The organism is Pandoraea sp. NPDC090278, from assembly GCF_044772185.1.
Lineage (GTDB): Bacteria > Pseudomonadota > Gammaproteobacteria > Burkholderiales > Burkholderiaceae > Pandoraea.
In genome coordinates, this window is sequence record NZ_JBIVYJ010000002.1 from 125,152 (window position 1) to 151,017 (window position 25,866).

General features: G+C 63.6%; 15 protein-coding genes, 1 tRNA gene and 2 riboswitches. Of the genes, 6 read left to right on the forward strand and 10 right to left on the reverse strand.

Annotation, left to right across the window (positions count from 1 at the left end; translation table 11 throughout):
- Positions 1-56 precede the first annotated feature (56 nt).
- The 3 genes from putA (at position 57) to ACIQWO_RS09010 (ending at position 7,358) form a co-directional block, all read left to right on the forward strand.
- A complete protein-coding gene (gene putA, locus ACIQWO_RS09000; protein WP_402822217.1) occupies positions 57-3,971 on the forward strand; it encodes a trifunctional transcriptional regulator/proline dehydrogenase/L-glutamate gamma-semialdehyde dehydrogenase in 3,915 nt (1,304 codons plus the stop codon).
- Positions 3,972-4,454: 483 nt separating this feature from the next.
- Positions 4,455-6,008, forward strand: a complete 1,554-nt coding sequence (gene putP, locus ACIQWO_RS09005; protein ID WP_402822220.1) for a sodium/proline symporter PutP — start codon at positions 4,455-4,457, stop codon at positions 6,006-6,008.
- A 207-nt stretch (positions 6,009-6,215) separates the two neighbouring features.
- Positions 6,216-7,358, forward strand: a complete 1,143-nt coding sequence (locus ACIQWO_RS09010; protein ID WP_402822223.1) for a branched-chain amino acid ABC transporter substrate-binding protein — start codon at positions 6,216-6,218, stop codon at positions 7,356-7,358.
- Between the two features lie 140 nt (positions 7,359-7,498).
- Here the strand turns inward: ACIQWO_RS09010 and ACIQWO_RS09015 are convergent, their stop codons facing one another.
- The 7 genes from ACIQWO_RS09015 to ACIQWO_RS09045 form a co-directional block, all read right to left on the reverse strand.
- A complete protein-coding gene (locus ACIQWO_RS09015) occupies positions 7,499-9,004 on the reverse strand; it encodes an alanine/glycine:cation symporter family protein (protein WP_402822226.1) in 1,506 nt (501 codons plus the stop codon).
- A gap of 275 nt (positions 9,005-9,279) precedes the next feature.
- Complete coding sequence (locus tag ACIQWO_RS09020) at positions 9,280-11,202, reverse strand: hypothetical protein (protein WP_402822229.1); 1,923 nt, start codon at positions 11,200-11,202, stop codon at positions 9,280-9,282.
- Between the two features lie 223 nt (positions 11,203-11,425).
- The gene (locus tag ACIQWO_RS09025) at positions 11,426-12,829 is read right to left on the reverse strand and encodes an L-serine ammonia-lyase (RefSeq protein WP_402822232.1); all 1,404 of its coding nucleotides are present in this window, start codon (positions 12,827-12,829) and stop codon (positions 11,426-11,428) included.
- A gap of 139 nt (positions 12,830-12,968) precedes the next feature.
- A complete protein-coding gene (gcvP, locus tag ACIQWO_RS09030) occupies positions 12,969-15,896 on the reverse strand; it encodes an aminomethyl-transferring glycine dehydrogenase (protein WP_402822235.1) in 2,928 nt (975 codons plus the stop codon).
- Between the two features lie 152 nt (positions 15,897-16,048).
- The gene (gcvH, locus tag ACIQWO_RS09035) at positions 16,049-16,432 is read right to left on the reverse strand and encodes a glycine cleavage system protein GcvH (RefSeq protein WP_039393944.1); all 384 of its coding nucleotides are present in this window, start codon (positions 16,430-16,432) and stop codon (positions 16,049-16,051) included.
- 77 nt (positions 16,433-16,509) lie between these two features.
- Positions 16,510-17,616, reverse strand: a complete 1,107-nt coding sequence (gcvT, locus tag ACIQWO_RS09040; protein WP_402822238.1) for a glycine cleavage system aminomethyltransferase GcvT — start codon at positions 17,614-17,616, stop codon at positions 16,510-16,512.
- 173 nt (positions 17,617-17,789) lie between these two features.
- Positions 17,790-17,904, reverse strand: a riboswitch (glycine riboswitch).
- A gap of 8 nt (positions 17,905-17,912) precedes the next feature.
- Positions 17,913-18,009: riboswitch (glycine riboswitch) on the reverse strand.
- A gap of 100 nt (positions 18,010-18,109) precedes the next feature.
- Entirely contained in the window at positions 18,110-19,159 is a 1,050-nt protein-coding gene (locus ACIQWO_RS09045; protein ID WP_402822241.1) for a hypothetical protein, read from the reverse strand.
- Between the two features lie 309 nt (positions 19,160-19,468).
- Between ACIQWO_RS09045 and ACIQWO_RS09050 the strand changes: the two genes are divergently transcribed.
- Both ACIQWO_RS09050 and ACIQWO_RS09055 read left to right on the forward strand, forming a co-directional pair.
- Complete coding sequence (locus tag ACIQWO_RS09050; RefSeq protein WP_402822244.1) at positions 19,469-21,577, forward strand: UvrD-helicase domain-containing protein; 2,109 nt, start codon at positions 19,469-19,471, stop codon at positions 21,575-21,577.
- Positions 21,578-22,125: 548 nt separating this feature from the next.
- Positions 22,126-22,902 carry a metallophosphoesterase gene (locus tag ACIQWO_RS09055; RefSeq protein WP_402822247.1) on the forward strand — a complete coding sequence of 259 codons (777 nt, stop codon included), beginning with the start codon at positions 22,126-22,128 and terminating at the stop codon, positions 22,900-22,902.
- Positions 22,903-23,001: 99 nt separating this feature from the next.
- Here the strand turns inward: ACIQWO_RS09055 and ACIQWO_RS09060 are convergent, their stop codons facing one another.
- Positions 23,002-23,898, reverse strand: a complete 897-nt coding sequence (locus ACIQWO_RS09060) for a c-type cytochrome (protein WP_402822250.1) — start codon at positions 23,896-23,898, stop codon at positions 23,002-23,004.
- Positions 23,899-24,289: 391 nt separating this feature from the next.
- Here ACIQWO_RS09060 and ACIQWO_RS09065 point away from each other — a divergent pair.
- Positions 24,290-24,365: transfer RNA gene (locus ACIQWO_RS09065), tRNA-Arg, on the forward strand.
- A 58-nt stretch (positions 24,366-24,423) separates the two neighbouring features.
- On the opposite strand, the gene ACIQWO_RS09070 is transcribed toward ACIQWO_RS09065, so the two are convergent.
- Together ACIQWO_RS09070 and ACIQWO_RS09075 are read right to left on the reverse strand one after the other, a co-directional pair.
- The gene (locus tag ACIQWO_RS09070) at positions 24,424-24,957 is read right to left on the reverse strand and encodes a hypothetical protein (protein ID WP_402822253.1); all 534 of its coding nucleotides are present in this window, start codon (positions 24,955-24,957) and stop codon (positions 24,424-24,426) included.
- Complete coding sequence (locus ACIQWO_RS09075) at positions 24,957-25,664, reverse strand: flagellar basal body L-ring protein FlgH (RefSeq protein ID WP_402822256.1); 708 nt, start codon at positions 25,662-25,664, stop codon at positions 24,957-24,959. The genes ACIQWO_RS09070 and ACIQWO_RS09075 overlap by 1 nt, the downstream gene beginning before the upstream one ends.
- Between the last annotated feature and the right edge of the window lie 202 nt (positions 25,665-25,866).

Consider the following 25,866-nt stretch of genomic DNA (forward strand, 5'->3'; position numbering starts at 1 on the left):
CACCCGCTATGGGTGTCACGCATTTTTGCGTTTTCGCGTCATCAGGGTCCCTTCTCATGGCTAACACCACTCTCGGCGTCAAGGTCGACGATATCCTGCGCACCCGTCTCAAGACGGCCGCCCAGCAAATCGAGCGCACCCCTCACTGGCTCATCAAACAGGCGATCTTCGCCTATCTGGAGCGCATCGAAAGCGGCGCGCTGCCGCCCGAGCTAAGTGGTGCAACCCAGTCCGGCACTGAGGTAATCGACGGCCACTCCGGCGACGACACCGTGCCGCACCCGTTCCTGGAATTCGCGCAGAACGTTCAACCGCAATCGGTGCTGCGTGCGGCCATCACGGCTGCGTACCGTCGTCCGGAACCCGAGTGCGTGCCCGTGCTCGTCGGTCAGGCCAAGCTCGCACCGGCCACGGCCACGCTGGCGTCCGATCTCGCTCGCAAGCTCGTCGTCGCCCTGCGCGGCAAGAGCACCGGCGGCGGCGTCGAAGGTCTGATCCACGAATTCTCGCTGTCGAGCCAGGAAGGCGTGGCGCTGATGTGTCTGGCCGAAGCGCTGCTGCGCATTCCCGACAAGGCGACGCGCGACGCGCTCATCCGCGACAAGATCAGCAAGGGCGACTGGCACGCCCATATGGGCAACTCGCCGTCAATGTTCGTCAATGCCGCGACCTGGGGCCTGATGATCACGGGCAAGCTCGTCACCACGACGAGCGAGGCGGGTCTGACCAAGGCCCTCACGCGCCTGATCGGCCGCGGCGGCGAACCACTCATCCGCAAGGGCGTCGACATGGCCATGCGTTTGATGGGCGAGCAGTTCGTCACCGGTGAAACCATCTCCGAAGCCCTCGCGAATAGCCGCAAGTACGAAGCCCAAGGCTTCCGTTACTCATACGACATGCTCGGCGAAGCCGCGACGACGGAAGAAGACGCACAGCGTTACTACGCGAGCTACGAGCAGGCGATCCACGCCATCGGCAAGGCATCGGCCGGACGCGGCATCTACGAAGGCCCGGGCATCTCGATCAAGCTCTCGGCACTGCATCCGCGCTATTCGCGCAGCCAGCACGAGCGCACGGTCAGTGAGCTGCTGCCGCGCGTGCAGGCGCTGGCCAAGCTGGCCCGCTCGTACGACATCGGCCTGAACATCGATGCCGAAGAAGCCGACCGCCTTGAAATCTCGCTCGATCTGCTCGAAGCGCTGTGCTTCGATCCGGAACTGGCTGGCTGGAACGGCATCGGCTTCGTGGTGCAGGCGTATCAGAAGCGCTGCCCGTTCGTGATCGACTTCATCATCGATCTGGCACGCCGCAGCCGTCACCGCATCATGGTGCGTCTGGTCAAGGGCGCTTACTGGGACACCGAAATCAAGCGCGCGCAGGTCGACGGCCTCGAAGGCTATCCGGTCTACACCCGCAAGATCTATACGGACGTCTCGTACCTCGCCTGCGCGAAGAAGCTGCTCGCGGTGCCGGATGCCATCTATCCGCAATTCGCGACGCACAACGCGTACACGCTGTCGGCGATCTATCACCTTGCGGGCAATAACTACTACCCCGGCCAGTACGAGTTCCAGTGCCTGCACGGCATGGGCGAGCCGCTGTACGAGGAAGTCGTCGGCGCCATCGCCGCAGGCAAACTGGCGCGCCCGTGCCGCGTGTACGCCCCGGTCGGCACGCACGAAACGCTGCTCGCGTACCTCGTGCGCCGTCTGCTGGAAAACGGCGCGAACACGTCGTTCGTCAACCGTATTGCAGATGAAACCGTCAGCGTCGACGAACTGATCGCCGACCCGATTACCGAAGCCGAGAAGGTGCAACCGCTCGGCGCACCGCACGCCAAGATTCCGCTGCCGCGCGATCTGTACGGCACGTCGCGCGCCAACTCTTCGGGCTTCGATCTCTCGAACGAACACCGTCTGGCTTCGTTGTCGTCCGCCCTGCTCGCCAGCGCGGGCACCCCGTGGCGCGCCGCCCCGATGCTGGGTGACGGCGAACGCACGGCAGGCACGCCGCGCGCCGTACGCAACCCGGCCGACCTGCGCGACATCGTGGGGCAGGTGATCGAAGCGACGTCCGCCGACGTGGAAGCCGCGCTGACGCATGCCGTGGCTGCGGCCCCGATCTGGCAAGCCACGCCCGTCGAAGAGCGTGCCGACTGCCTGATGCGCTCGGCCGACTTGCTCGAAGCCCACATGCCCACGCTCATGGGTCTGTGCGTGCGTGAAGCGGGCAAGTCGCTGCCGAACGCCGTTGCCGAAGTCCGTGAAGCCGTCGACTTCCTGCGCTACTACGCCGCGCAGATCCGTCAGGGCTTCTCGAACGACACGCACCGTCCGCTGGGCCCGGTTCTGTGTATCAGCCCGTGGAACTTCCCGCTCGCCATCTTCGTCGGTCAGGTCGCTGCGGCACTGGCGGCCGGTAACCCGGTCATCGCCAAACCGGCCGAGCAAACCCCGCTCATCGCCGCAGAAGCCGTGCGTCTGATGCAAGCCGCCGGTGTGCCTTCCGGTGCACTGCAACTGCTGCCGGGCACGGGCGAGACCGTCGGTGCTGCGCTCGTGGCCGACGCCCGCACCAAGGCCGTGATGTTCACCGGTTCGACCGAAGTCGCCCGCATCATCGCGCGCACGCTCGCCGATCGTCTGGACGCCAACGGCCGTCCGATCCCGCTGATCGCGGAGACCGGCGGGCAGAACGCCATGATCGTCGACTCGTCGGCACTGCCCGAGCAGGTCGTGTACGACGTGCTCGCCTCGGCCTTCGACTCGGCCGGTCAGCGCTGCTCGGCCCTGCGCGTGCTGTGCTTGCAGGACGACATCGCCGACAAGACGCTGCACATGCTCAAGGGCGCGATGCAGGAGCTTGCCATCGGCAACCCGGATCGCCTGTCCATCGACGTCGGCCCGGTGATCGACGCCGAAGCGCAGAACGGCATCACCCGTCACATCGAACAGATGCGCGGCAAGGGCTTCCCGGTCGAGCAACTGACGCTGCCGGACGCCGCCCGTCATGGCACCTATGTGCCGCCGACGCTCATCGAGCTCACCGACCTGAAGGCGCTGCAACGTGAAGTCTTCGGCCCGGTGCTGCACGTGATTCGCTTCAAGCGCGCGCAACTCGACAAGCTGCTCGACCAGATCAACGGCACGGGCTATGGCCTGACGTTCGGTGTGCATACGCGGATCGACGAGACCATCGCTTACGTGACCGAGCGTGCGCACGTCGGCAACGTCTATGTGAACCGTAATGTGATCGGCGCTGTGGTCGGTGTGCAGCCGTTTGGTGGCGAAGGTTTGTCTGGGACGGGTCCGAAAGCGGGCGGTCCGATGTATCTGCCGCGACTGCTGGCGACGCGCCCTGCCGCCCTCGCACCGGAGCTGAACCGCAACGAAGCCGCGCTCTCGCCGCTGGTGAACTACCGCGACTGGCTGCGTCAGCAAGCGGACAGCGCCCCCGCCATCGATCGCGTCGACCGTTATCTGGCGACGTCCGCACTCGACGCTACCGCCGTGCTGCCCGGTCCGACCGGCGAGCGCAATACGTACGGTCTGGAGCCGCGCGGCCCGGTGCTGTGCGTCGCGGCGACGACACTCGGTGCACGCACGCAACTCGCGGCCGTACTGGCCACGGGCAACAACGCTGTGTTCACCGACAGCGCCGCCGCGCGTGAACTGGTGAGTGCGCTGCCCGCGACGCTCAAGGGACGTGCATCGGTGTTGGCAGCCGGTGCGGACGCCGCGAGCGAAGCGGCGCTGGCGGCAGCGCTGTTCGAAGGCGACAGCGACGAGTTGCGCGCCCTGAACCGCCGCATCGCCACGCGTAACGGTCCGATTCTGTCGATGCAGGGCCTCGCCCCCGAGGCGCTGGCAGCGGGCGACGACTACGCACTGGAACGCCTGTTGTGCGAACGCTCGGTGTCGGTCAACACGGCCGCCGCCGGCGGTAACGCCAACCTCATGACCATCGGCTGATCTTTCGACGCATCGATGTCATCCCGCCGGATTTAGCGACGTCTCCTCCCGGATTCGTCCTAAATCTGGCGGTGCCCTTTCCTGCAGTCACCCCGTCTTTTCTCCGCCAACGCGCCGGTTTCAATGCGAACCCGGAATGCGTCGTCTCAGCATCGCCCGCCTCACACTTCTCGCACGAGACCGTCCCCCGCGCTCGCCGCAGCCTCCGCAAGACCGTCCGCCACACCATCCGCAATCCCTGCGCACTGACGTCACCTCACTTGCGTCGTCATCGCGCCGCTAGCTGCGTACATGCGCAAATTGAGCAAATTCGGGGTATCTTCGCGCCCGCCCCCGACATATAACGCGTCTCACCGCCTTTGAGCGGTCAACCCGTGCCGACGACACGTATCGTCGGCCATTGCGGTCTTCAGCACGCGTTTGCCCCTTTCGTCATGCCGGAAGACAGGCACGGCGCGCTCCTGAGCCGTACAAGGAGGCAACATGTCCCTTTGGAATCCCACGGCGGTCTCGTTCACCGTCTATTTGCTGTTGATGCTGGTGATCGGCTGGCTCGGTTACCGATCGACCAACAACCTCTCGGACTACATTCTGGGCGGACGCCGTCTCGGCAGCTTCGTCACCGCGCTGTCGGCAGGTGCCTCCGACATGAGCGGCTGGCTGCTGCTCGGCCTGCCCGGCGCGATCTACGTGGGCGGCCTGTCCGGTGTCTGGATCGCGATCGGTCTGGCCTTCGGCGCGTGGGCCAACTGGCGTCTCGTGGCAGCACGGCTGCGGGTACACACGGAAGTCTGTGGCAACGCGCTGACGCTGCCCGAATACCTGACGCAACGCTTCGGCGACCGCAGTCACGTATTGCGCATCGTCACGGCGCTCGTAATTCTCACGTTCTTCACGATCTATTGCGCCTCGGGCGTGGTGGCGGGCGCTCGTCTGTTTGAGACGATGTTCGGACTCGACTACCACACCGCCTTGTGGATCGGCGCGGTCGCGACCATCGCTTACGTCTTCATCGGCGGCTTCCTTGCCGTGAGCTGGACGGACACGGTGCAGGCCTCGCTGATGTTTGCCGCACTCGTTGTCACGCCGATTGCCGTCATCACGATCGACGGCGGACCGGTCGCGGCGGTCACGGCGGTCACCGCCGTGCATCCCGCACACACCGACTGGTTCGGCGATCTCGCACCCATTGGCGTGATCTCGATGCTCGCCTGGGGCCTCGGCTACTTCGGTCAGCCGCACATTCTGGTGCGCTTCATGGCCGCGCGCTCGGCGGCGGCGATTCCGCAGGCGCGTCGCATCTGCATGACGTGGATGGTGCTGTGCCTCGCGGGCGCGGTGGCCGTGGGCTTCTTCGGGCTGGCGTTCTATAGCGCGCGTCCCGAGCTGGGCGCGGGCGTGCAGGCGAACGCCGAAACCATCTTCATGGCGCTCACGACGCAACTCTTCACGCCGTGGCTTGCGGGTGTATTGCTGGCCGCGATTCTCGCCGCCGTCATGAGCACGCTGTCGTGTCAGTTGCTGGTGTGCTCCAGCGCGCTCACGGAAGACCTCTACAAGACCTTTGCGCGCGGTCCGGTGAGCCAGAAACGTCTCGTGTGGATCGGCCGCGCGATGGTGCTGGCCGTGGCCGTCGTGGCCGTGCTGCTCGCGATGGATCCGGAGAGCCGCGTTCTGGGTATGGTCAGCTATGCCTGGGCAGGTTTCGGGGCGGCCTTCGGTCCGCTGGTGCTGGCCACCCTGCTGTGGCCGCGTGTCACCCGTAATGGCGCATTGGCGGGCATCGTAGTCGGGGCGGCGACCGTCCTGATCTGGAAGCAGTTCGGCTGGTTCGACCTGTACGAAATCGTGCCGGGCTTTGCGCTGGGCGGTCTGGCGCTGTATGTCGTCAGCCGACTGGATCGTGCGCCGAGCGCCGAGGTACTGGCCCGTTACGCCGCGGCCGAAACGATGCTGAAGGACATCCGCGAGGGCAAGTCGACCGGCGAAGTCATCGGCGGTGGCACCGACGCCCCGGTGGCGCAACCTTCGCCATAAGGCGGTAGCACCTTCTATCGGAATTTCTCCCTCTTGACCGGCGCGAGCAGCCATCCAATACTGCCGCGTCGGACGCATTTTGCGTTTGATTGCGATTGATGCCGCCTCGGGTCAACCGGCCCGATGTCGACGGCGTTTCAAGAAAGGCGTGCCGCGGCGATCCCGCAGACACGCCACTCACGACAAACACATGCAAGGAGAGGGTTGATGCAATCGAAGCTTACGGCTAGCGCCGTCGCAGTCGCGGGACTGCTCGCGTTTGGCGCGGCTAACGCGCAACAGGCGCAGGAAGTGAAGGTTGGTTTTGCCGCACCGCTTACGGGCGCACAGGCCCACTACGGCAAGGACATGCAGAACGGCATTCAACTCGCCATCGACGAGTACAACGCCACCAAGCCGACCATCGAAGGCAAGCCGGTGAAGTTCGTGCTGCAATCCGAAGACGATGCGGCCGACCCGCGTCAGGGCGCGCTCGTTGCACAGAAGCTGGTCGACAACGGCATCAAGGGCATGCTCGGCCACTTCAACTCCGGCACGACCATTCCTGCATCGCGTATCTACGCGCAGGCCGGTATTCCTGAAATCGCCATGGCCACGGCCCCGGAATACACCAAGCAGGGCTTCAAGACGACCTTCCGCATGATGACGTCCGACATCCAGCAGGGGTCGGTCGTCGGCACGTTTGCCGTCAAGAAGCTGGGCTTCAAGAACATTGCCATCGTCGATGACCGTACCGCTTACGGTCAGGGTCTGGCAGACGAGTTCGAGAAGGCCGCGAAGGCCGCTGGCGGCAAGATCGTGCGTCGTGAATTCGCCAACGACAAGGCCGTGGACTTCCGCGCCATTCTCACGAACCTGAAGCGCTCCAACCCGGACGTGGTGTTCTACGGTGGTGCCGACGCACAAGCTGGCCCGCTCGCCAAGCAAATGCGCGAACTCGGCATCAAGGCCACGCTGATGGCGGGCGAAATGGTCAAGTCGGACGCCTTCCTGAAGATCGCCGGTGACTCCGCCAACGGCTCGGTCGTCTCGCTCGCCGGTCTGCCGCTCGACAAGATGCCCGGTGGCGCCGCTTACGAGTCGCGTTACAAAGCCAAGTTCGGTGCAGGCCCGGAAACGTACTCGCCGTACGCTTACGATGGCGCAATGGCCATGATGTCGGCCATGAAGAAGGCCAACTCGACGGACCCGGCCAAGTACCTGCCGGCGCTGGCGAAGACGAGCATGCCCGGCGTGACCACGCGTGAGCTGGCTTACGACAACGTGGGCGATCTGAAGTACGGCTCGATCACGTTGTACAAGGTCGTGGACGGCAAGTGGACCGTGCTGGAAACCGTCGGCGGCAAGTAAGCCATCGACGTGCCTGAGCGCCGACACTTAGCGCGCAAGGCATCGCAGTAAAACGACAAGGGCCGGTGAGGATGACTCACCGGCCCTTGTGCCTTATGACGCGCCCCGAACGTTGGTGCATTCCGGAGCGGGCCGTTCGATCAGACAGCGTTCGGCGTTATGGCATCTTCAGTGTCTTTGCCGTGCCGACCGGCCACCTTATCGGCAGCGGTCTTCGACTCGCGCGTCGCGGGCCAGACATCCGTCGGCAACTTCTCACGCAACTCGGGCGGCAATGCATCGCGTGCGAAGACGGGTTCGGCGACACCGGCCTTGCGCTGCGTCTGATAGTCGCACCACGCTGCCTGTGCGTAACGTATCAACAGGCCAATCGCGACGAGGTTGATGAACGCCATCAACGCCGTGCCGACATCGGCAAAGCTCCACACCAGCGGCAAGCTCGCGACGGAACCCAGCATGACCGCGAGCAAGACGAACGCGCGGAAGATGTTGAGGAGCCACACGCGTTGCGTCAGGAAGTCCATATTCACTTCGGCAAACGCGTAGTTGCCGAGTACGCTGGAATAGGCGAGAAAAAATACTGTGATACCGGTGAAGATCACCGCCCAGTCGCCGAAGTGCACGCCCAGCGCACGTTGCGTCAGCACGGCGCCTTCCGGTCCCGAGCCGGGGATGAACTGCCCCGAAAGCAAAATCATGAATGCCGTGGCCGAACACACGACGATGGTGTCGAAGAACACGCCGAGCATCTGCATCAGCCCCTGCTGCACGGGATGTTTCGTCGTGGCCACCGCCGCCGCGTTGGGCGCGCTGCCCATGCCAGCCTCGTTGGAAAAGAGGCCGCGCTTCACCCCCATCAGAATCGCCTGACCGACGGCGTATCCCACAATACCGCCCGCAGCAGGCTCCAGCCCGAACGCATGACGCCAGATCATGGCGATCATCCCGGGGATCTGATCGATGTTCACGATGCAGACATAGGCCGCCAATCCCAGATACGAAATGGCCATGACCGGCACGATCCATTGCGCGAATCGGGCCACCCGACGCACCCCGCCATAGATGATCGGTGCGGTCAGCAGAACCAATGAGATACCGATCCACTGCGGCTCCCAGCCGAATGCCGCTTCGAGTGCATTCGCAATCGAATTCGACTGCACGGAGTTCAGCGCGAAGCCGAACGTGTAAAGCAACACGACGGCGAAGACGACGGCGAACTTGCGCGAACCAAGTCCGAGCCGGATGTAATACGCCGGTCCGCCGCGAAACGTACTGTCGTGGTGAGGAATTTTGAAGATTTGCGCGAGCGTCGATTCGACGAACGCCGAGGCCATGCCCAGCAACGCCGTCATCCACATCCAGAAAATCGCGCCCGGCCCGCCAATGGTCAGCGCGACCGCGACACCCGCGATGTTGCCAGTGCCGACGCGGCTGGCAAGCCCTGTCGCGAAAGCCTGAAACGGGGAAATGCCGGACGTACCGCCAGAAATGCGCAGCAAGCTGACGCTATGCGCAAACGCGCGGATCTGAATGCCGCCGAACCGCAAGGTGAAATACAAGCCCGCGCCAAGCAGGGCAATGACCAGCGGGTAGCCGGATAGCGCCCCGCCAATCGCGTCGACCGCCGAATTGAGCCAACTTTCCATCGATTGCGTCTCCTTTCGTAACCGCTTGTTGTCCCCCCGGAAATCAGGAGGTGAGGCAGGAGAATCGCAACATTTCGCGCAGTTCGGGACTTTGTCGCTGCACTTTACGTCTATTCCTAATCGCCGACGCCTTTGAGGTCACCACCCTCCGCGCGAGGGCAATAAAAAAGCCGCTCGGCATTCGCCGGGCGGCTCAAAGACAAGGCAAGGAGACATCGGTGGGTAGATTAACGGGGGAATGTGGCATTCATGTGACGGACATATGGGCGTCGAGGTCACCATATGGATACACAGTTGTTGCCGTCGTGATTGCACACGGAGAAACCAGCCGCCAGTGCGTGGGCCTTCGTCGGAAAAGCGCAGGTCACTTCGCCATAGGTATTGCCGAAGTCGACGATGGGCGTCCCATCGGTATCGATATCCACAGAGGCTCTTTTGGAGCCGCCGGAAGTCGAATAGCACCAGCTCCGCTCCGTCACTGTGCATGCCAGCGCACCTTTCATTCGACCCCGATAACGACCGCTGCAATTTTCCCACGCGTACTTCCAGATACCCATCACGATGTGCTCTTGTTTGCGGCGCGTAAATATGGCGATGGCCTTGTCCTGGAATTCGACGGAATCGCTTGCGAACTGTTCATGCGGTGCAATGGTGCGGTAAGTCCAGGAATTGGGACCGGTGATCGAGTACACCTCCCCTTTTACCCGTTGCGATCGCGATAAACACGCAACGGAGGCCCCACGTCCGCTCCGGTAAAACGATATCGTGCCGTCGCCCATCAACGTAACCTCAGGACTGCCCGCATCGCCGCTGCTCGAAAGGAACGCCGGAGTCATCATGTCACCGCGCGGCATGTCGACGTGTGCACAGGCCAACGCGCCTCGGACACTGTGCATCCCCTGATGCTGGTCCGGCTTAAAAATGGAGAGCCACACCGCCTCATTTTTTCGGATGATCTGAATGATGGGATCCGGTACCTCGGTGATGGTCTTCGGCGTACTCGCCAGTTGCCAGGAACCTCCCTGACACGAAAGCACCCGCCCACCGGCGTCCAGCGCAATGCCGTTGGATGCAGAACGATCAATGCCGCCGACGCCGCCACAAGCGCCGCCAACGCGGTACTCCTTCTCCAGAACGACGACGCCGGATCCTGATTTCAAGGCCTTCGCCGTCGCGACCGAATCGGCGGAAATCGCGCCGGATTTCATCGTCTTGATCTCCGCGTCGCTTGCGTCCAGCTTGCCGCTGACCGTCATTTCGCCCGTGACCTTCATGCTGTTCGCACTCAGCGGACCATTAACCGCCGCGCTAGCAACTTCAAGATCCCGCATCGTCAGCTTTCCGTCTCCCTCGATGTTGCCCGCGCCAACGATATTGTTTCGCATATTGGTCTTCGGATCGGTCAGACTCAGTTGGCCGGTCACGGTCGCACTCGCCACCTTAAGCTCGTCTCCCGCGATCTTTCCTGCACCCACGATGTCGTGCTTATCCATCTGAAGATCGCCGGTCATTGCGCGCGAACCATCGCGACGAAGATAAACATCCATCGCACTGGTTGAGTACCCACCGCGCATTGCCACGAGGCCGCCCGTCGTCGCGAAATTCTCAACCGTACTGCTTCGCCCATTGGCATCAAGAAATCGAAACGCGTGTCCCCCATCTATCAGCGAAACGCCACCCAACATGCCGATCTTGCGCGCAGCAATCGCCGCCGCATCCATGTCCGGCTCAGACGAATAAGGTTTTGGAATCGGCTTCTCGATGTACGTCAGCGTTTCGACGTTGCGCTTTTGTCCCGCGATGTCAGGCGAGAGATAGACCCGAATGACGTACTCACCCACATTTCCCGGTGGACGCTCACCGATGCCGCTCGCGTTCGTCGCCTTGATCAGCCTAGCGGCGGTGAGTTTTCCGACGTAGACGTTGCCCTGCGAATCCGTCTCTCGTTGGAATGTCTCACCACCGGCCTTAAGCTCCGGTTTCCCGTCGCGCAACAACGCATCGATCTCATGATGATGTTCGACGACGAAGCTCTGCACTCTGTCGCCGACAATCTTGAGCGCTTCGCCGATACGTTCGGCCCGCTCGATTCGCATCTGGCGCGCGTAATTCACACCCCAGAACGAAATCAGTACGCCAAGGATGGCGACCGCAATCGCGGCCGAAATCAGGAATGCGCCTGTTTGCTTCTTTCGCATTGTCCGTGCCCTCTCTCTCAGTCACGTCACTGCCGCGCAACGCCATATCGTGCGTGGCAGTAAAGACGTCAAGCCCGCTATTCTCTAGGCAAGCGCCCGAAAGAGGTCTGGGAAATGCCCGAACTTCGCGAACCACGCTCGCGAAACCGATAATGTGGGCATCAAAAAGAAAAAAGCCGCACGGCGAAAACCGTGCGGCTTTGATACTCCTACGCAGAACGCGTCAGCACTCGACGATATTCACCGCCAGTCCACCACGCGCCGTTTCCTTGTACTTCGTCTTCATATCGGCGCCGGTTTCGCGCATCGTCTTGATGACGGAGTCGAGCGACACGTAGTGCGCACCGTCGCCGCGCAGTGCCATGCGTGCGGCATTCACCGCTTTCACGGACGCCATCGCATTGCGCTCGATGCACGGAATCTGCACGAGGCCGCCGACCGGGTCGCACGTCAGACCCAGGTTGTGCTCCATGCCGATCTCGGCCGCGTTCTCGACTTGCTCGACCGTCCCGCCCAACACGGCTGCCAGCGCACCGGCCGCCATCGAACACGCCACGCCGACTTCGCCCTGACAGCCCACTTCCGCGCCGGAGATCGACGCGTTGAGTTTGTACAGAATGCCGATGGCCCCGGCCGTGAGCAGGAAGTCGATCACGCCCTGTTCGTTCGCGCCGTGCACGAAGCGGTCGTAGTAATGCAGCACCGACGGGATGATGCCCGCAGCCCCGTTGGTCGGCGCCGTGACAACGCGACCGCCTGCCGCGTTCTCTTCGTTGACGGCAATCGCGTAGAGGTTCACCCAGTCCATCACCGACAGCGGATCGGACAGCGTGCGCTCCGCACGTTGCGTCAACTGACGATACAACTCCGGCGCACGACGTCGCACATGCAGCGGCCCCGGCAACTCGCCGTCGGCCTCGGGGTTACCGATGCCGCATCCGCGCGTCACGCACGACTGCATTACGTTCCAGATGTTGAGCAAGCCGCGACGAATGTCCTCTTCCGCGTTCTCGCCGTGATGCCAGACCTTCTCGTTTTCCCACATCAGCTGGGCGATGGACTTGCCGCTCGTGCGGCACATCTCCAGCAACTCCTTGCCCGTGCGGAACGGGTACGGCAACTGGTTGTGCGCAGCGAGCACCTGCGCATTCGACGCACCGGCCGTCACCACGAAACCGCCACCGACCGACAGATAACGCCCTTCGCGCAGTCGGTTGCCCGAGCCGTCGAACGCATGGAATTTCATGCCGTTCGGATGTTCCGCCATCGCCTCGCGACGGTAGAACACCATGTGCTCCTTCTCGACGAACGGCACCTCGTGCTTACCGAGAATCGACAGCACCTTTTCCTTGCGCATGGCGACCAGACGCTCGGCAATCGTCGACGGATCGACCGTGTCGGGTGCTTCGCCCATGAAACCGAGCAACACGCCCTTGTCGGTGCCGTGACCCTTGCCCGTCGCACCGAGCGAGCCGTACAACTCGGCACGCACCGACGCCACTTGCGGCAGCAGGCCATCGCGCTCCAGACCCTGCACAAACATCAGCGCCGCGCGCATTGGCCCGACGGTATGCGAACTCGACGGTCCGATACCGATCTTGAACAAATCGAAAACTGAAACGGCCATGAGGCTTTCCTGAAGTTCTGAAACGTGTTTGTGACTCGACGGATACCGCCAGTCTGGCGCATCCGCGTTACATCTATAGAGACAAAAAGGGGCCAACAATGTTTCTGCCAGCCCCCGTTTGTCGAATTATCGCGACGTTTTACTCGTAGTCGCTCATCGGCACACAGGCGCAGAACAGGTTCCGGTCGCCGTAGACGTTATCGGCACGTCCGACCGGCGGCCAGTACTTGCGCTCACGCAGGGCCTTCACCGGGTACGCCGCCTGACTGCGCGCGTAGGCGTGCGTCCATTCGTCGGCGGTCACGACATCGGCCGTGTGCGGTGCGTGCTTGAGCGGGTTGTCTTCGCGATCGGCACGGCCTTCTTCCACCGCGCGAATTTCCTCGCGAATCGTCACCATCGCCTCGATGAAGCGGTCCAGTTCGTGCTTCGATTCCGATTCGGTCGGCTCGACCATCAGCGTGCCCGGCACCGGGAAGCTCATCGTCGGGGCGTGGAAACCGAAATCCATCAGGCGCTTGGCCACGTCGTCGACGCTAATGCCGCTGGTGTCCTTGAGGGGACGCAGATCCAGAATGCACTCGTGCGCCACCAGACCGCCCGGGCCCGTGTACAGCACCGGATAGTGCGGCGCGAGCTTCCTGGCGAGGTAGTTGGCGTTGAGGATGGCCGTCTCGGTCGCGGCCGTCAGGCCTTGTGCGCCCATCATGGCAACGTACATCCACGAGATCGGCAGAATCGATGCCGAACCGTAGGGCGCCGCCGACACCGCACCGATGCCATCGGCATCGCGCGAGTAGCCCGTCGAGCGCTGGTTCGGCAGGAACTGCGCCAGATGCGCGCCCACCGCCACCGGACCGACGCCCGGGCCGCCACCGCCGTGCGGAATGCAGAACGTCTTGTGCAGGTTCAGGTGCGACACGTCGCCGCCGAACTCGCCCGGTGCGCACAGGCCGACCATCGCGTTCATGTTCGCGCCGTCGACATACACCTGACCGCCGTTCGCGTGCACGATTTCGCAAATCTGACGCGCACCCGCTTCGAACACGCCGTGCGTGGACGGGTACGTCATCATGATCGCGGCCAGACGGTCGCGATGCTGCTCGGCCTTCGCTTGCAGGTCGGCCAGATCGACGTTGCCGTTCGCATCGCATGCGACGACCACGACCTGCATACCGGCCATCTGCGCCGACGCCGGGTTCGTGCCGTGGGCCGACGCAGGAATCAGGCAGATGTCGCGATGCGCTTCACCGCGCGACGCGTGATACGCCTGAATGATCAGCAAACCGGCGTACTCGCCTTGCGAACCGGCATTCGGTTGCAGCGAGACAGCTGCGTAACCGGTCGCGGCGACGAGCATCTGCTCCAGCTGGTCGATCATCGTGCGATAGCCGACGGTCTGCTCGGTCGGTGCGAACGGGTGGATCTGACCGAACTCCGGCCACGTCACCGGCAACATTTCCGACGTCGCGTTGAGCTTCATCGTGCACGAGCCCAGCGGGATCATCGTGCGATCGAGCGCGAGATCCTTGTCCGACAGGCTGCGCAGATAACGCAGCATTTCGTGCTCGGAGTGATACCGGTTGAACACCGGGTGCGTGAGGTACGCGCTCTGACGCGAGAGCGACGCCGGGAAACCGTTGGCGACGGTGGCTTCGATGGCGTCGAAGTCCAGCGACACTGCGCTCTTGCCCAGCCCCTCGGCCACGACTTCCCACAGCGCGACCACATCGGCGCGCGTGCTGGTCTCGTCGAGCGAGATGCCCACGGTGTCGGCGTCTTCGCGACGCAGGTTGAAGCGACGGGCCGCTGCAACGGTATGGACAGTATCCGCACGACCGGCGACGGGCACCGTCAGCGTGTCGAAGAACGTCGCGTTACGCGGGGTCGCGCCCAGCGTTGCGAGACCGGCGGCCAGCGTGGCCGTCAGACGGTGCACGCGCTCAGCGATCACACGCAGGCCCTGCGGGCCGTGATACGCGGCGTACATGCTGGCCATGATGGCGAGCAGCGCCTGTGCGGTGCAGATGTTCGACGTCGCCTTCTCGCGACGGATGTGCTGCTCGCGCGTTTGCAGCGCCAGACGCAGGGCAGGCTTGCCCTGCGAATCGACCGACACGCCGACCAGACGGCCCGGCATCGAGCGCTTGAGTTCGTCGCGCGTGGCCAGATAGGCGGCGTGCGGGCCACCGAAGCCCATCGGCACGCCGAAACGCTGGCTGTTACCTACGGCGACGTCGGCACCCCACTCGCCCGGCGGCGTGAGCAGCGTGAGCGAGAGCAGGTCGGCCGCTGCGACCAGCATGCCGCCCTTGGCGTGGATCGCGTCGGCCAGTGCGCGGTAGTCGCGCACATCGCCGCCCACGCCCGGGTATTGCACCAGCACGCCGAACGCATCGACTTCCGTGGCAGCGGCCACCGGGCCGACCTGCACTTCGATGCCCAGCGGTTTGGCGCGCGTCTGCACGACTTCGATGGTTTGCGGCAGCACGTCGTCGGCCACAAAGAACGTGTTCGACTTCGACTTGCCCGTGCGCTTGACCAGCGTCATTGCCTCAGCGGCAGCAGTCGCCTCGTCGAGCATCGACGCGTTGGCAATCGCCAGACCCGTCATGTCGATGATCATCTGCTGGTAGTTGAGCAATGCTTCGAGGCGGCCCTGCGAGATTTCCGGCTGGTACGGCGTGTAGGCCGTGTACCAGGCGGGGTTCTCGAGCACGTTGCGCAGAATCACGCCCGGCGTGAGCGTGTTGAAGTAGCCCTGACCGATGAACGACTTGAAGACCTGATTCTGATCGGCCAGCGCGCGCAGTTGCGCCAGCGCCTGCGCTTCGGTCTGCGGTGCGGCGAACTGGCCGAGCGACGTGGCGAAGCGCGCGCTGTCGCGGCGGATCGAGTCGGGCACGACGGCGTCGATCAGGGCGGCGCGCGAGGCGTAGCCAAGCTCGGAGAGCATGGCCTGTTGTTCGGGAGTATCCGGGCCGATGTGGCGCGCGGAGAAGTTGTCGCGCTGCTCAAGCTCGGCAAGCGAGCGGCGTGCGGCGTGCAGGTCGGTCAAAGCATTCATGGGTCAAATCTCTCGTTCGATCACGGCAAGTGACGGCGTAGGAGGTATTGCGTAATTCACGTCGACGCAGAGACGGTTTGCGAACAGCACTGCGCGAGCCGAAGCCGCACAGCGCCGTCCTCAGACCAGACTCAGGTCAGACCGGTCGCGGATTACGCGCCGATCTTCTTCGCGTAAGCGCCGGCGTCGAGCAGCTTGTCCAGCTCGGCCACGTTCGACGGCTTCACGCGGAACAGCCAGTTGCCGTAGGCGTCGCCGTTGATCAGGTCGGGCGAGCCCGGCACTTCTTCGTTCACTTCGAGGATCTCGCCGCTGACCGGCGAGTGGACGTCCGCAGCCGCCTTGACCGATTCGATCACGGTCGACGCTTCGTCAGCGGCCACCGTGCGGCCGACATCCGGCAGCTCGACGAACACGATGTCGCCCAGGGATTCCTGTGCGAAGTCGGTAATGCCGACCGTCACGGTGCCATCGGCTTCGAGACGCGCCCATTCGTCGGATTCGGTGTACTTCAGGTTATCGGGGATGTTCGCCATGTTGACGCTCCGGGATTCAGTGTTTGGGGTATTCGGTTTTCGGTACTTCGTGTCGCCGTGCCGTAGTGGGGTCCTGCTCAGGCCACCACGGCCTTGCCGTGACGCACGAACGGTAATTTGACCACACGTGCGGGCAATTGCTTGTCACGAATTTGCACATGGACGATGGCACCGTCCGGCACGCCCTTCGGCAGGCGGGCAAAAGCAATCGATTGCTGGAGGCTCGGGCTGAACGTGCCGCTGGTGATTTCACCGTCGCCCGCGTCCGTCACCACGACCTGGTGGGCGCGCAGCACGCCACCCTTGCCGTCGAGCACAAGACCGGCGAAGCGCCACGTCTGGCCGCGCGAGATCAGCGAATCCTTACCGACGAACGTACGGTCGCTTTCCTTCTCGACGGTCCAGCCCAGACCGGCGTCGAGCGGCGACACGTCGTCGTCCATATCCTGACCGTAGAGGTTCATGCCCGCTTCGAGACGCAGCGTGTCGCGCGCGCCGAGACCGGCCGGACGCACACCCGCGGCGACCAGCGCCTTCCACAGCGCCGCCACGTGATCCGAGTTCACGACGACTTCGAAGCCGTCTTCACCCGTGTAGCCCGTGCGCGCGATCATCAGCTCACCGAAAGCGGTGTCTTTGGCGAACGCGGCGTTGAACGGCTTGAGGGTTTCGCTGACGACCTGGCTGCCCGGCACGGCCTGCCACACCTTGGCGCGGGCGTTCGGGCCCTGCACGGCCACAATCGACAGATCGCGGCGCGGGGTGATCGTCAGGCTGTAATCGCCGTGGGCGTTGAGCTGACCGATCCACGCGAGGTCCTTGTCGGCCGTACCGGCGTTCACGACGATGCGGAACCAGTCTTCGGCGATGTAATAGATGATGAGGTCGTCGATCACGCCGCCGCTCGGGTTGAGCATGCAGGTGTAGAGCGCCTTACCCGGGGATTGGAGTTTGTCGACGTTGTTGGCGACGGCGAAGCGCAGGAATTCGCGGCAGCTCGGGCCGTGCAGGTCGACCACGCACATATGCGAGACGTCGAACATGCCTGCGTCGGTACGCACGGCGTTGTGCTCTTCGATTTGGGAACCGTAGTTCACCGGCATGTCCCAGCCGCCGAAATCGACCATGCGGGCACCGGCTGCGCGGTGCGTCTCGTTGAGCGGAGTACGTTTGAGTTCGGTCATCGGGGCGTCTGTCCGTAAGGCTCCAAGGTTCATGAATTCCGGACGACGTCTGGCGCGTGTGTCATGCGCCGATTTCGCCGTCCGAAAATGCAAAAAGGGGTCATCTCGACGACCGGCACTTGTCGCGCGGAGCGCGTGCCTGTGCACTAGCCCGGCGCAATGCCAGTTGGCGAGATGACCCCTCTGTCCTTGGTACCTGAGAGATTGCCCGGTTCATTTGATGACCGGCCCCTTCGGTGGGTTGCCCGCGTGCCGTGCACGCCGCAACCGCTCTCCAGAGATCGAAGGCGATGCCTTCGGCGCGGCCGGTCCTTGATGCCTGAGAGTTTGTGGGTATTACCCCTTCGGCGGCGCCGGCATGTGCTTCCCGGCGCGCTCTCCCGACCACGCCCGCGCACTTTACGGGGAAAGCCGGAGGCTGTCAATTTGGGCCAAAAACGGCTCGACGCGCAGTGCAATTCGGGCGCAATCTCAATGCCGATTCAGTGTCGACTTAGCGCGATTCGCCCGGATTCGTACCCGCCGGACATCCGTCCCGTCCCCATCGTCCGTTACAGACCGCCCAGATGCAGCGCTGCTTCGGAATCACTTCGAACCAGCGATAGCGGTCGCATTGCGCGAGCGCTGCGGCAATCGTCGCCGCTGCCGTTTGCGCTGTCGGTGCCGACGCCACTGCAGCGGAAGCCGCCTCCGGCTGACCTTGCGCCTGCTGCGCGGCGGCAATCGCGCCGATGTCGTCGTTGTCGAAATGGGCAGGCAGGTCTGTACTGACCGCCGGTCGTGCCGCGGTTGTGTTCGCGGTCCCTGCATCTCGTCGGCTGAGCAATTGCATCATGGGGTCCTGCGTCGCGTTCGACGATGCGGCCGGCGGCAATGGCGATGTCGCAGCGGCCGTGAGCGCCGCCGTCGCCGCCGACGCGCTCAAGGGTGCCGTTCCCCCGGCGTTGGTGGTCGCAGCGATTTCGGCAGCCGCACCCGACGCCGCGGCGTCCACCGCCGCCAGCGCCTGAGCGCGAGCCAGTGCAGCATATGCCTCGCTCGCGGCGGCGCCCGACGCGCCTGCCGCCGAGCTTGAAGCCTGCGGCAGACTATTTCCGGAGTTGAACGGGGTGATGGCGAGTCCGCCGGGCGGTTTCGGCACCGGATCGATATACGGCGCGCGCAAATTCCACCAGATGCCGAGCAACGCAATGGCGGCGAATACCGCCGTGCCGATGACGAGCGCACTGTTGAGCCAACCGGGCTCTTCGCCACGCGCACGGCGCTCACGACGCGTGGGCTTCCGGGGATGAGATGAGGTATCGGACGACGCAGGCACAGTTTCGACAGGCGCACCGGAGGACGGAACACCGGGCACGCTCATCTCGGGCATCGCACCCAAGGCGCCCACGGCACCCGCGCCGACCACAGCGGCCATGCCGACGTCGGCAGCGCTCAGCCCATCATCCCGGAATCCCGGTTCGGCATCCGCGAGTGTTGCGCCGCACTTCACACAGTGCAGTGCACGCGTCGCATTGTTCGTCCCACAGGTTGGACATTGCACGGCGACCTCACCACGATGGCAACGTTTTTTATTATAGGCACCCGGTCGGCGTAGACGCCAGCGCGACACCTTCTGCTTGCGGCCGCGCGTCGCGTCGGCCCCACAGTCGGCCCTGCGCGCGAGCCATCACGCGCACGTCGTTAGGGACTATCCCCCGGGTGTCACGGCGGTGTGCATCCTGCGTGATAGACTTGCCCACCACCCGGCGCATGCCCGTTTTGAGCAACGTTTCGACCGAATCTCGAAACCGCTATCAGGCATGCCGCACGCGGCCAGCGCTTTCAATCTTCGTCCCCATCGCTTCACACCATGTCGTCCTTTCCGCTCAATCCTGCCCAGAACGAAGCCACGCATTATTTCGACGGTCCATGCCTCGTGCTGGCCGGCGCAGGCAGCGGCAAGACGCGCGTGATCACGCAGAAGATCGCATGGCTTATCGAAGCCAAGGGGTTCGAGCCAAAGCACATCGCCGCCGTGACCTTCACGAACAAGGCGGCCGCCGAAATGCGCGAGCGAGTGGCGAAGCAGCTCGAAGGCAAGACGCTCACCACGCCGGGCAAGGTCGGGCGCAAGGTGCCGGTCAATCAGCTCACCATCTGTACGTTTCACTCGCTGGGCGTGCAGATCCTGCGACGCGAAGCGGAAAACGTCGGCCTGAAACCGCAGTTCTCGATTCTCGACGCCGACGACTGCTTCGGCCTGATTCAGGAACAGCTCGGCACGACCGACAAGGCGATGATTCGCGGCGTGCAAACCGCTATCTCCCTGTGGAAGAACGGTCTCGTCACACCGGAGGTGGCGCTCGCCGCCGCCGAGACAGCCGACGAACATCAGGCAGCCGTCGTCTACCGTAATTACATGGCGACGTTGCAGGCGTATCAAGCGGTCGACTTCGACGATCTGATCCGCCTGCCCGCCGAACTCTTCGAGCGCGACGAGGAAGTGCGCGAGCGCTGGCAGAACAAGCTGCGCTATCTGCTCATCGACGAGTATCAGGACACCAACACCTGTCAGTACCTGCTGCTCAAGTTGCTCGCTGGGCCGCGCGCGGCGTTCACCGCCGTGGGCGACGACGATCAGGCGATCTACGGCTGGCGCGGCGCGACGCTGGAGAACCTCAAGCAGTTGCAAGTCGACTTTCCGACGCTCAAGGTCATCAAGCTCGAACAGAATTACCGCTCGACGTCGCGCATCCTGACGGCGGCGAATAACGTCATCGCGAAAAATCCGAAAATCTTCGAGAAGAAGCTCTGGAGTGAACACGGTCTGGGCGATCCCATCACCGTCACCGCGATGAACGATGAGGAGCATGAAGCCGAGTCGGTCGTCTTCCGTCTGTCCGCGCACAAGTTCGAGCGACGCGCAGAGTTTCGCGACTACGCCATCCTCTATCGCGGCAACCATCAGGCGCGCATCTTCGAACAGGTGCTGCGTCGTGAGCGCATTCCGTACGTGCTTTCGGGCGGACAGTCGTTTTTCGATAAGGCTGAAATCAAGGATCTCTGCGCGTATCTACGACTGCTCGCGAATCCCGACGACGATCCCGCGTTCATCCGCGCCGTGACGACACCGCGCCGGGGCGTGGGCAGCACCACACTCGAAGCGCTGGGCAGCTTTGCGGGTCAGGCGAAGGTGTCGCTGTTCGAAGCGGTCTATATGGGTGCGGTCGAAGCGCGCTTGCAACCGCGTCAGCTCGACCCGTTGCGTGCGTTCTGCGATTTCATTCAGCGCATCGCTGCGCGGGCCGCACGCGATCCGGCCAACGAGGTCATCGACGACCTCATGGAAGGCATCCACTACGAGGCGTATCTCTACGACACGTTCGACGAGCGTCAGGCGCAATCGCGCTGGACCACCGTGCTCGAATTCCTCGAATGGATGAAGCGCAAGGGCACGCGCAGCGAGACGTCGGCGACTGCCGAAGGTCTCGATTCGCTTGAAGATCAGGACGACGACGCCAAGAGCCTCATGGAACTCACGCAGACCATCGCGCTGATGTCGATGCTCGAAGGGCGCGATGGCGACGATCCTGACGCCGTGCGTCTGTCGACGCTGCACGCGTCGAAGGGGCTTGAGTATCCGCACGTGTTTCTCGTCGGCGTGGAAGAAGGCATCCTGCCGCACACTCGCGAAGACGAGGAAGTGACCGCCGAGAAAATCGAAGAGGAGCGCCGGTTGATGTACGTCGGCATCACGCGCGCGCAGCGCACGCTGCAACTGTCGTGGTGCAAGAAGCGCAAGCGCGCCCGTGAGACGTACACCTGCGAAGTCTCGCGTTTTGTGCCGGAGATGCAACTGGACGAAGCGCCGCCCCCGCCGCCTGAAGATGCGCCCATGTCGCCCAAGGACCGACTCGCCAGCCTCAAGGCGATGCTCGCTGGCGGCGCGAACAAGACGCCGTCCGCCTCGGGTGCTTAACGCTTAAGCGTCGCGCAGCCCTTCACGCGTTCCACAAACGAATAGCCCCCGCGAACGGGGGCTGGACTAGGACACGGCCATACTGCGGGCCGGACGGCGAATTACGGCGACATACGACGACGTCCTTACCGAGGCTGTCGGCGGCGGCAGGCACGCCGGAAAAGCGATGCTTACCGCTACTTGCCACTACCTGAAGACGTTTGGTCACATGCGGCAGCCGGGCTCGTTGCCACGACCACACCCGCCAGACCGGTCAAACAAAGCAGGACTGCAACCATCAGTTTTCGCATAGGCTCGCCTCCTCTCGTCAGGTGAAGTTTCACTATAGGAGCGCATCCTTTCGAAGACAAAGACATCTTGACCATCGACGCGGGCCGGGTGATAGTCGGTAAAAAACGGGCGAAACGTTACGCAAGTTGCGTCGATTTCGATCCAATGCCCACACCCTCCGCATCTTCGTCAGGCGCTTTGTCAGGCATGCCAACGTTTGACGGGCACCGCGGTCGCGCGTGTGCGGCGCCGATCCCCAGTTTTTTGGAGCGTGGTGCGTGAGACTGCATATTCTGTCCGACCTGCATTTGTCCGTGGCGCCGTTGGCCATCCCCGATGTCGATGCCGACGTCACGATCCTGGCGGGCGACATCAGCCGCCCGGCGCAAGCCATTGAATGGGCGACGCAATTGCCGCGCCCCGTCATCTACGTTCCCGGTAATCACGAGTTTTATGGCGCGACGCTCGCCGGTACGCTGGCCGAATTGCGACGTCTGACGGCGGGTACCAACGTGCATCTGCTCGAACGCGGTGCAGTCGTCATCGGTGGTGTGCGCTTCGTCGGCACGACGTTGTGGACGGACTTCGCGCTTTACGACGCCGAGGGCAAGCACGACGCAGCCGTCGAAGAGTCGCAAAAATTCGTGCGCGACTTCACACGTATTCGCGTTGGCGATCCGGCCGCGCCGTGGTCCGATCTGCCCTTCTTTTCGCCAGACGACTGTGCCGCGCTGTGTCGCGAGAACGTGGCCTGGCTCGCGCGCGCCTTCGCCGCGCCCCACGATGGGCCAACGGTGGCGGTCACGCATCATGCGCCGACGCCGCAGAGCATTCACCCGCGCTTCGCGGGCTCTCTCGTCAATCCGGCGTTCATTTCGGACCTGACCTCGCTTATCGAACAATCCGACGCCGCGCTGTGGATTCACGGCCATACGCACGACTCGTTCGACTATCGCGTTGGGCACACGCGCGTGTTGTGTAATCCGCGCGGGTACTGCTTCGAGGGGCGCGTCGAAAATCCGGCCTTCGATCCGCAGATGATTGTGCGTGTGTGACGCGACGGCGTCTGAAGCGCCGGTCTCGCGCGAACGCAGAAACAAAAATCCCCGCCGAAGCGGGGATTTTTCGTTGCGATGCGGGCAGATGCGAAGCGCTTACTTCGCCGCGCTCACCATATAGTCGACGGCGGCCTTGACGTCGTCGTCCGACGCGTTGGCTGCCCCGCCCTTCGGCGGCATGGCGTTCAGGCCCTTGAGCGCCGCGTTGTGCAGCGTCTCGATGCCGGTCGCGATACGCGGTGCCCATGCGGCCTTGTCGCCGAACTTCGGCGCACCTGCCACACCGGCCGCGTGGCAAGCCATACACACGGTGTCGTAGAGCTTCTTGCCAGCGTCGACGCTGCCCCCTGCGCTAGCGGCGGCCGGGGCGGCTGTCTTGAGCGACGCCATCGCGGCGGCGGCCGCTGCCGCCGAACCAGCGTCGGCGCCCGATGCGGCTGCCGGTGCCGCAGCGCCCGATGCGGCGGCTCCCGAGGCGGGTGCCGCCGGTTCAGCAGGCTCCTGCAACTTGCCGCCCGAGGCGTTCGCCATATAGACGATGGCACGGCCGATTTCGTAATCCGTCACGTCGTCCGGGTTGGTGCCCCCACGCGCAGGCATGCCACCTTTGCCAGCCAACGCGATTTTGAGCATGTCGTCATAACCGGGCTTGATGCGCGGGGCCCAGTCTTCGGAGGAGCCGACTTTCGGCGCGCCTGCTACACCGGAGGCGTGGCAAGCCGCACAAACCGCCTTATAGAGTTGTTCGCCGGTTTGATAGACGCGCGGTGCGTTGGCGTCTTTGACCTCGACGTGTGCCACGGGCGCGATGCGCTCGGCAATGGCTTTTTCGGTCATGGCGGAACTACCGGCACCGGTCAGGGCGTTGTTGCCCACGTAATTGACCAGCAAGACGATGATGACGATCGGGACGAGAAAACCGGCGATGACTGCGGCGATGAGCTGCTTGGGTGTTTTAATCAGGGACTCGTGCTCGTTATGTGCTTCACTCATGCGGGATCTCTCAATAGTTTTTGTGGAAACCGAGTGCATCACACTGGATAGTTCGCATCGGCGGCGGACACCATCCAGTCAAAATAACGAACCATTGTAGCAACAAACCCTCGGCCGATGACGTGCCAAGGCAGTGCGCAGACGCCGCAAAAGTCCCGTATTTTCCCTAACTTACGCGAAAGCAAAAGCGGTGTTCCGCGTAGTTCGTGCGCAAAGTGCAGACGCCTTGCACACACGTCAAATCCGCGCGGGACGGGCATCCTGCAGAGAATCGCCGCATTGTGAGGCGAGAGAATGCATGGGGCATGGACGCCACGCGGCAAAACCGCTATGCTTCTATCTCTTTGCTCGCCGGTCGCGCGCTCGCGCATTCCTACCGGTGGTCAGCACAGCGCCCGTAGCTCAGGGGATAGAGTATCGGCCTCCGAAGCCGAGGGCCACTGGTTCGATTCCAGTCGGGCGCACCAATCTGCCGTTTGCCTCCCGCCATTAGACGCCCTCGATCTACCCGCGTCCCCGCTCGACTTAAAACACCACCAGCCGGTCCACAAGTTGCGCCATCCGTGAATTCGACGCCGACCACGATTCCACGGTCGACGACCGTCCGTCGAAGTACACCGTATTGATGACCGAGCCGTCCTGACTCAGGGTCAGCGTCGCGTAGGCGAGGTACTCGCTCGGTGAGCTGCCCCACAAGGAATTACGCCACGCGCGGCGCACCGTGTAGTTCAGCACGACGCAACCCGTCGGCCAGGTGCCCGGGCTGTAGATCGTGCTGATGATCCCGTAGGCTCGCAAACGCCCCTGTATCGCAGGCAGCAAATCGGAAATGCCGTCCGGGGCCAGTTCGATGCACATGTTGCGCGAGAGCAGCTCGGGGGCTGCCTGCTGCGTCGGCGGCGAAACCGAAGGCAACTGATCCGAGAGCACCACCCCCGTCGACACGACGCTCGCCGCCACCTGCGCCGCGAGGATCGGCGCAGGCGTGGTGAAAAGGCAACCGCTAAGCGTCGCGCTGGCCGTCGCCGCCAGCGCCAGCACCATCGCGAGGCGCTTCATCAGAACGGTGAAACGCCGAGGAGAATCGTCTGCAACCAGCCACCGTTGCTGCCGTCGGCGACCTGACCGTCGTCCACGCGCGCGACCTTGGCCTGCCCAACCTTGCTCGACGCCACCACGTTAGCGGGCGAGATGTCGAACTTGTTGACCACGCCGGTGAAGCGGAACGTCTCCATGTTGCGGCCCTGCATGACCTGCTTTTCCCCGCCGACCACGTAAGCGCCATTGGGCAGCACTTCCACAATCGCCACGGCAATCGTCCCGGTCATCGCAGAACTCGACGTATTCGTGCCATTGCCCTTGAAGCTGCTCGCCTGCTGGCCGATGTTGAACCAGCGCTCCAGCACCGAATCGGCCCCATCCGCCTTGGCGCTCTTGGCCGTCATACTGGCGTTGCGCGACGTATCGCTCTGCGATTTGCTGGTGCCCGTGGAGTTTTCCGAGACGGCAATCGTCAGCAGGTCGCCGATGCGGTGCGCGACCGGCGTTTCGAACCAGTTCGTCGCCGTGGTGGACTGGTAGATGGAACCGCCGGTCTGGACATTGGCGACGCGCGGCATCGGCATGACCGCCATCGGCGTTGCCGTGACCTGCGGGCCCACACAACCGCTGAGCGCGACACTTGCGCTCGCGAGCACCGCCAGCCAGGCCAGCGTACGGGTCAGAACGCGCGTTGCCGCGCTCGGTAGCATCGACAGTTTCGACATGGTGAGGCGCCCCCGCGCCGGTCCCGGATGCCGTATCCGGATGTCTTTCGAAAGTGGTGGACGGTTGGCAGGCGGCACGGCCCCCGCCAGACGAAGACAGCACGGCGGCCAGCTTCGTGATGGATAGTAAGAACCGCGCGTGCAGCCACTGCGCACAAATAGAGGAAAATTTGTGGAGGCATGACGCGCGGCGTCCCGAAGC

Coding starts and splice junctions, on each gene's coding strand:
- putA (WP_402822217.1), top strand. CDS start 57: ATGGCTAACACCACTCTCGGCGTCAAGGTCGACGATATCCTGCGCACC.
- putP (WP_402822220.1), top strand. CDS start 4,455: ATGTCCCTTTGGAATCCCACGGCGGTCTCGTTCACCGTCTATTTGCTG.
- ACIQWO_RS09010 (WP_402822223.1), top strand. CDS start 6,216: ATGCAATCGAAGCTTACGGCTAGCGCCGTCGCAGTCGCGGGACTGCTC.
- ACIQWO_RS09015 (WP_402822226.1), bottom strand. CDS start 9,004: ATGGAAAGTTGGCTCAATTCGGCGGTCGACGCGATTGGCGGGGCGCTA.
- ACIQWO_RS09020 (WP_402822229.1), bottom strand. CDS start 11,202: ATGCGAAAGAAGCAAACAGGCGCATTCCTGATTTCGGCCGCGATTGCG.
- ACIQWO_RS09025 (WP_402822232.1), bottom strand. CDS start 12,829: ATGGCCGTTTCAGTTTTCGATTTGTTCAAGATCGGTATCGGACCGTCG.
- gcvP (WP_402822235.1), bottom strand. CDS start 15,896: ATGAATGCTTTGACCGACCTGCACGCCGCACGCCGCTCGCTTGCCGAG.
- gcvH (WP_039393944.1), bottom strand. CDS start 16,432: ATGGCGAACATCCCCGATAACCTGAAGTACACCGAATCCGACGAATGG.
- gcvT (WP_402822238.1), bottom strand. CDS start 17,616: ATGACCGAACTCAAACGTACTCCGCTCAACGAGACGCACCGCGCAGCC.
- ACIQWO_RS09050 (WP_402822244.1), top strand. CDS start 19,469: ATGTCGTCCTTTCCGCTCAATCCTGCCCAGAACGAAGCCACGCATTAT.
- ACIQWO_RS09060 (WP_402822250.1), bottom strand. CDS start 23,898: ATGAGTGAAGCACATAACGAGCACGAGTCCCTGATTAAAACACCCAAG.
- ACIQWO_RS09070 (WP_402822253.1), bottom strand. CDS start 24,957: ATGAAGCGCCTCGCGATGGTGCTGGCGCTGGCGGCGACGGCCAGCGCG.
- ACIQWO_RS09075 (WP_402822256.1), bottom strand. CDS start 25,664: ATGTCGAAACTGTCGATGCTACCGAGCGCGGCAACGCGCGTTCTGACC.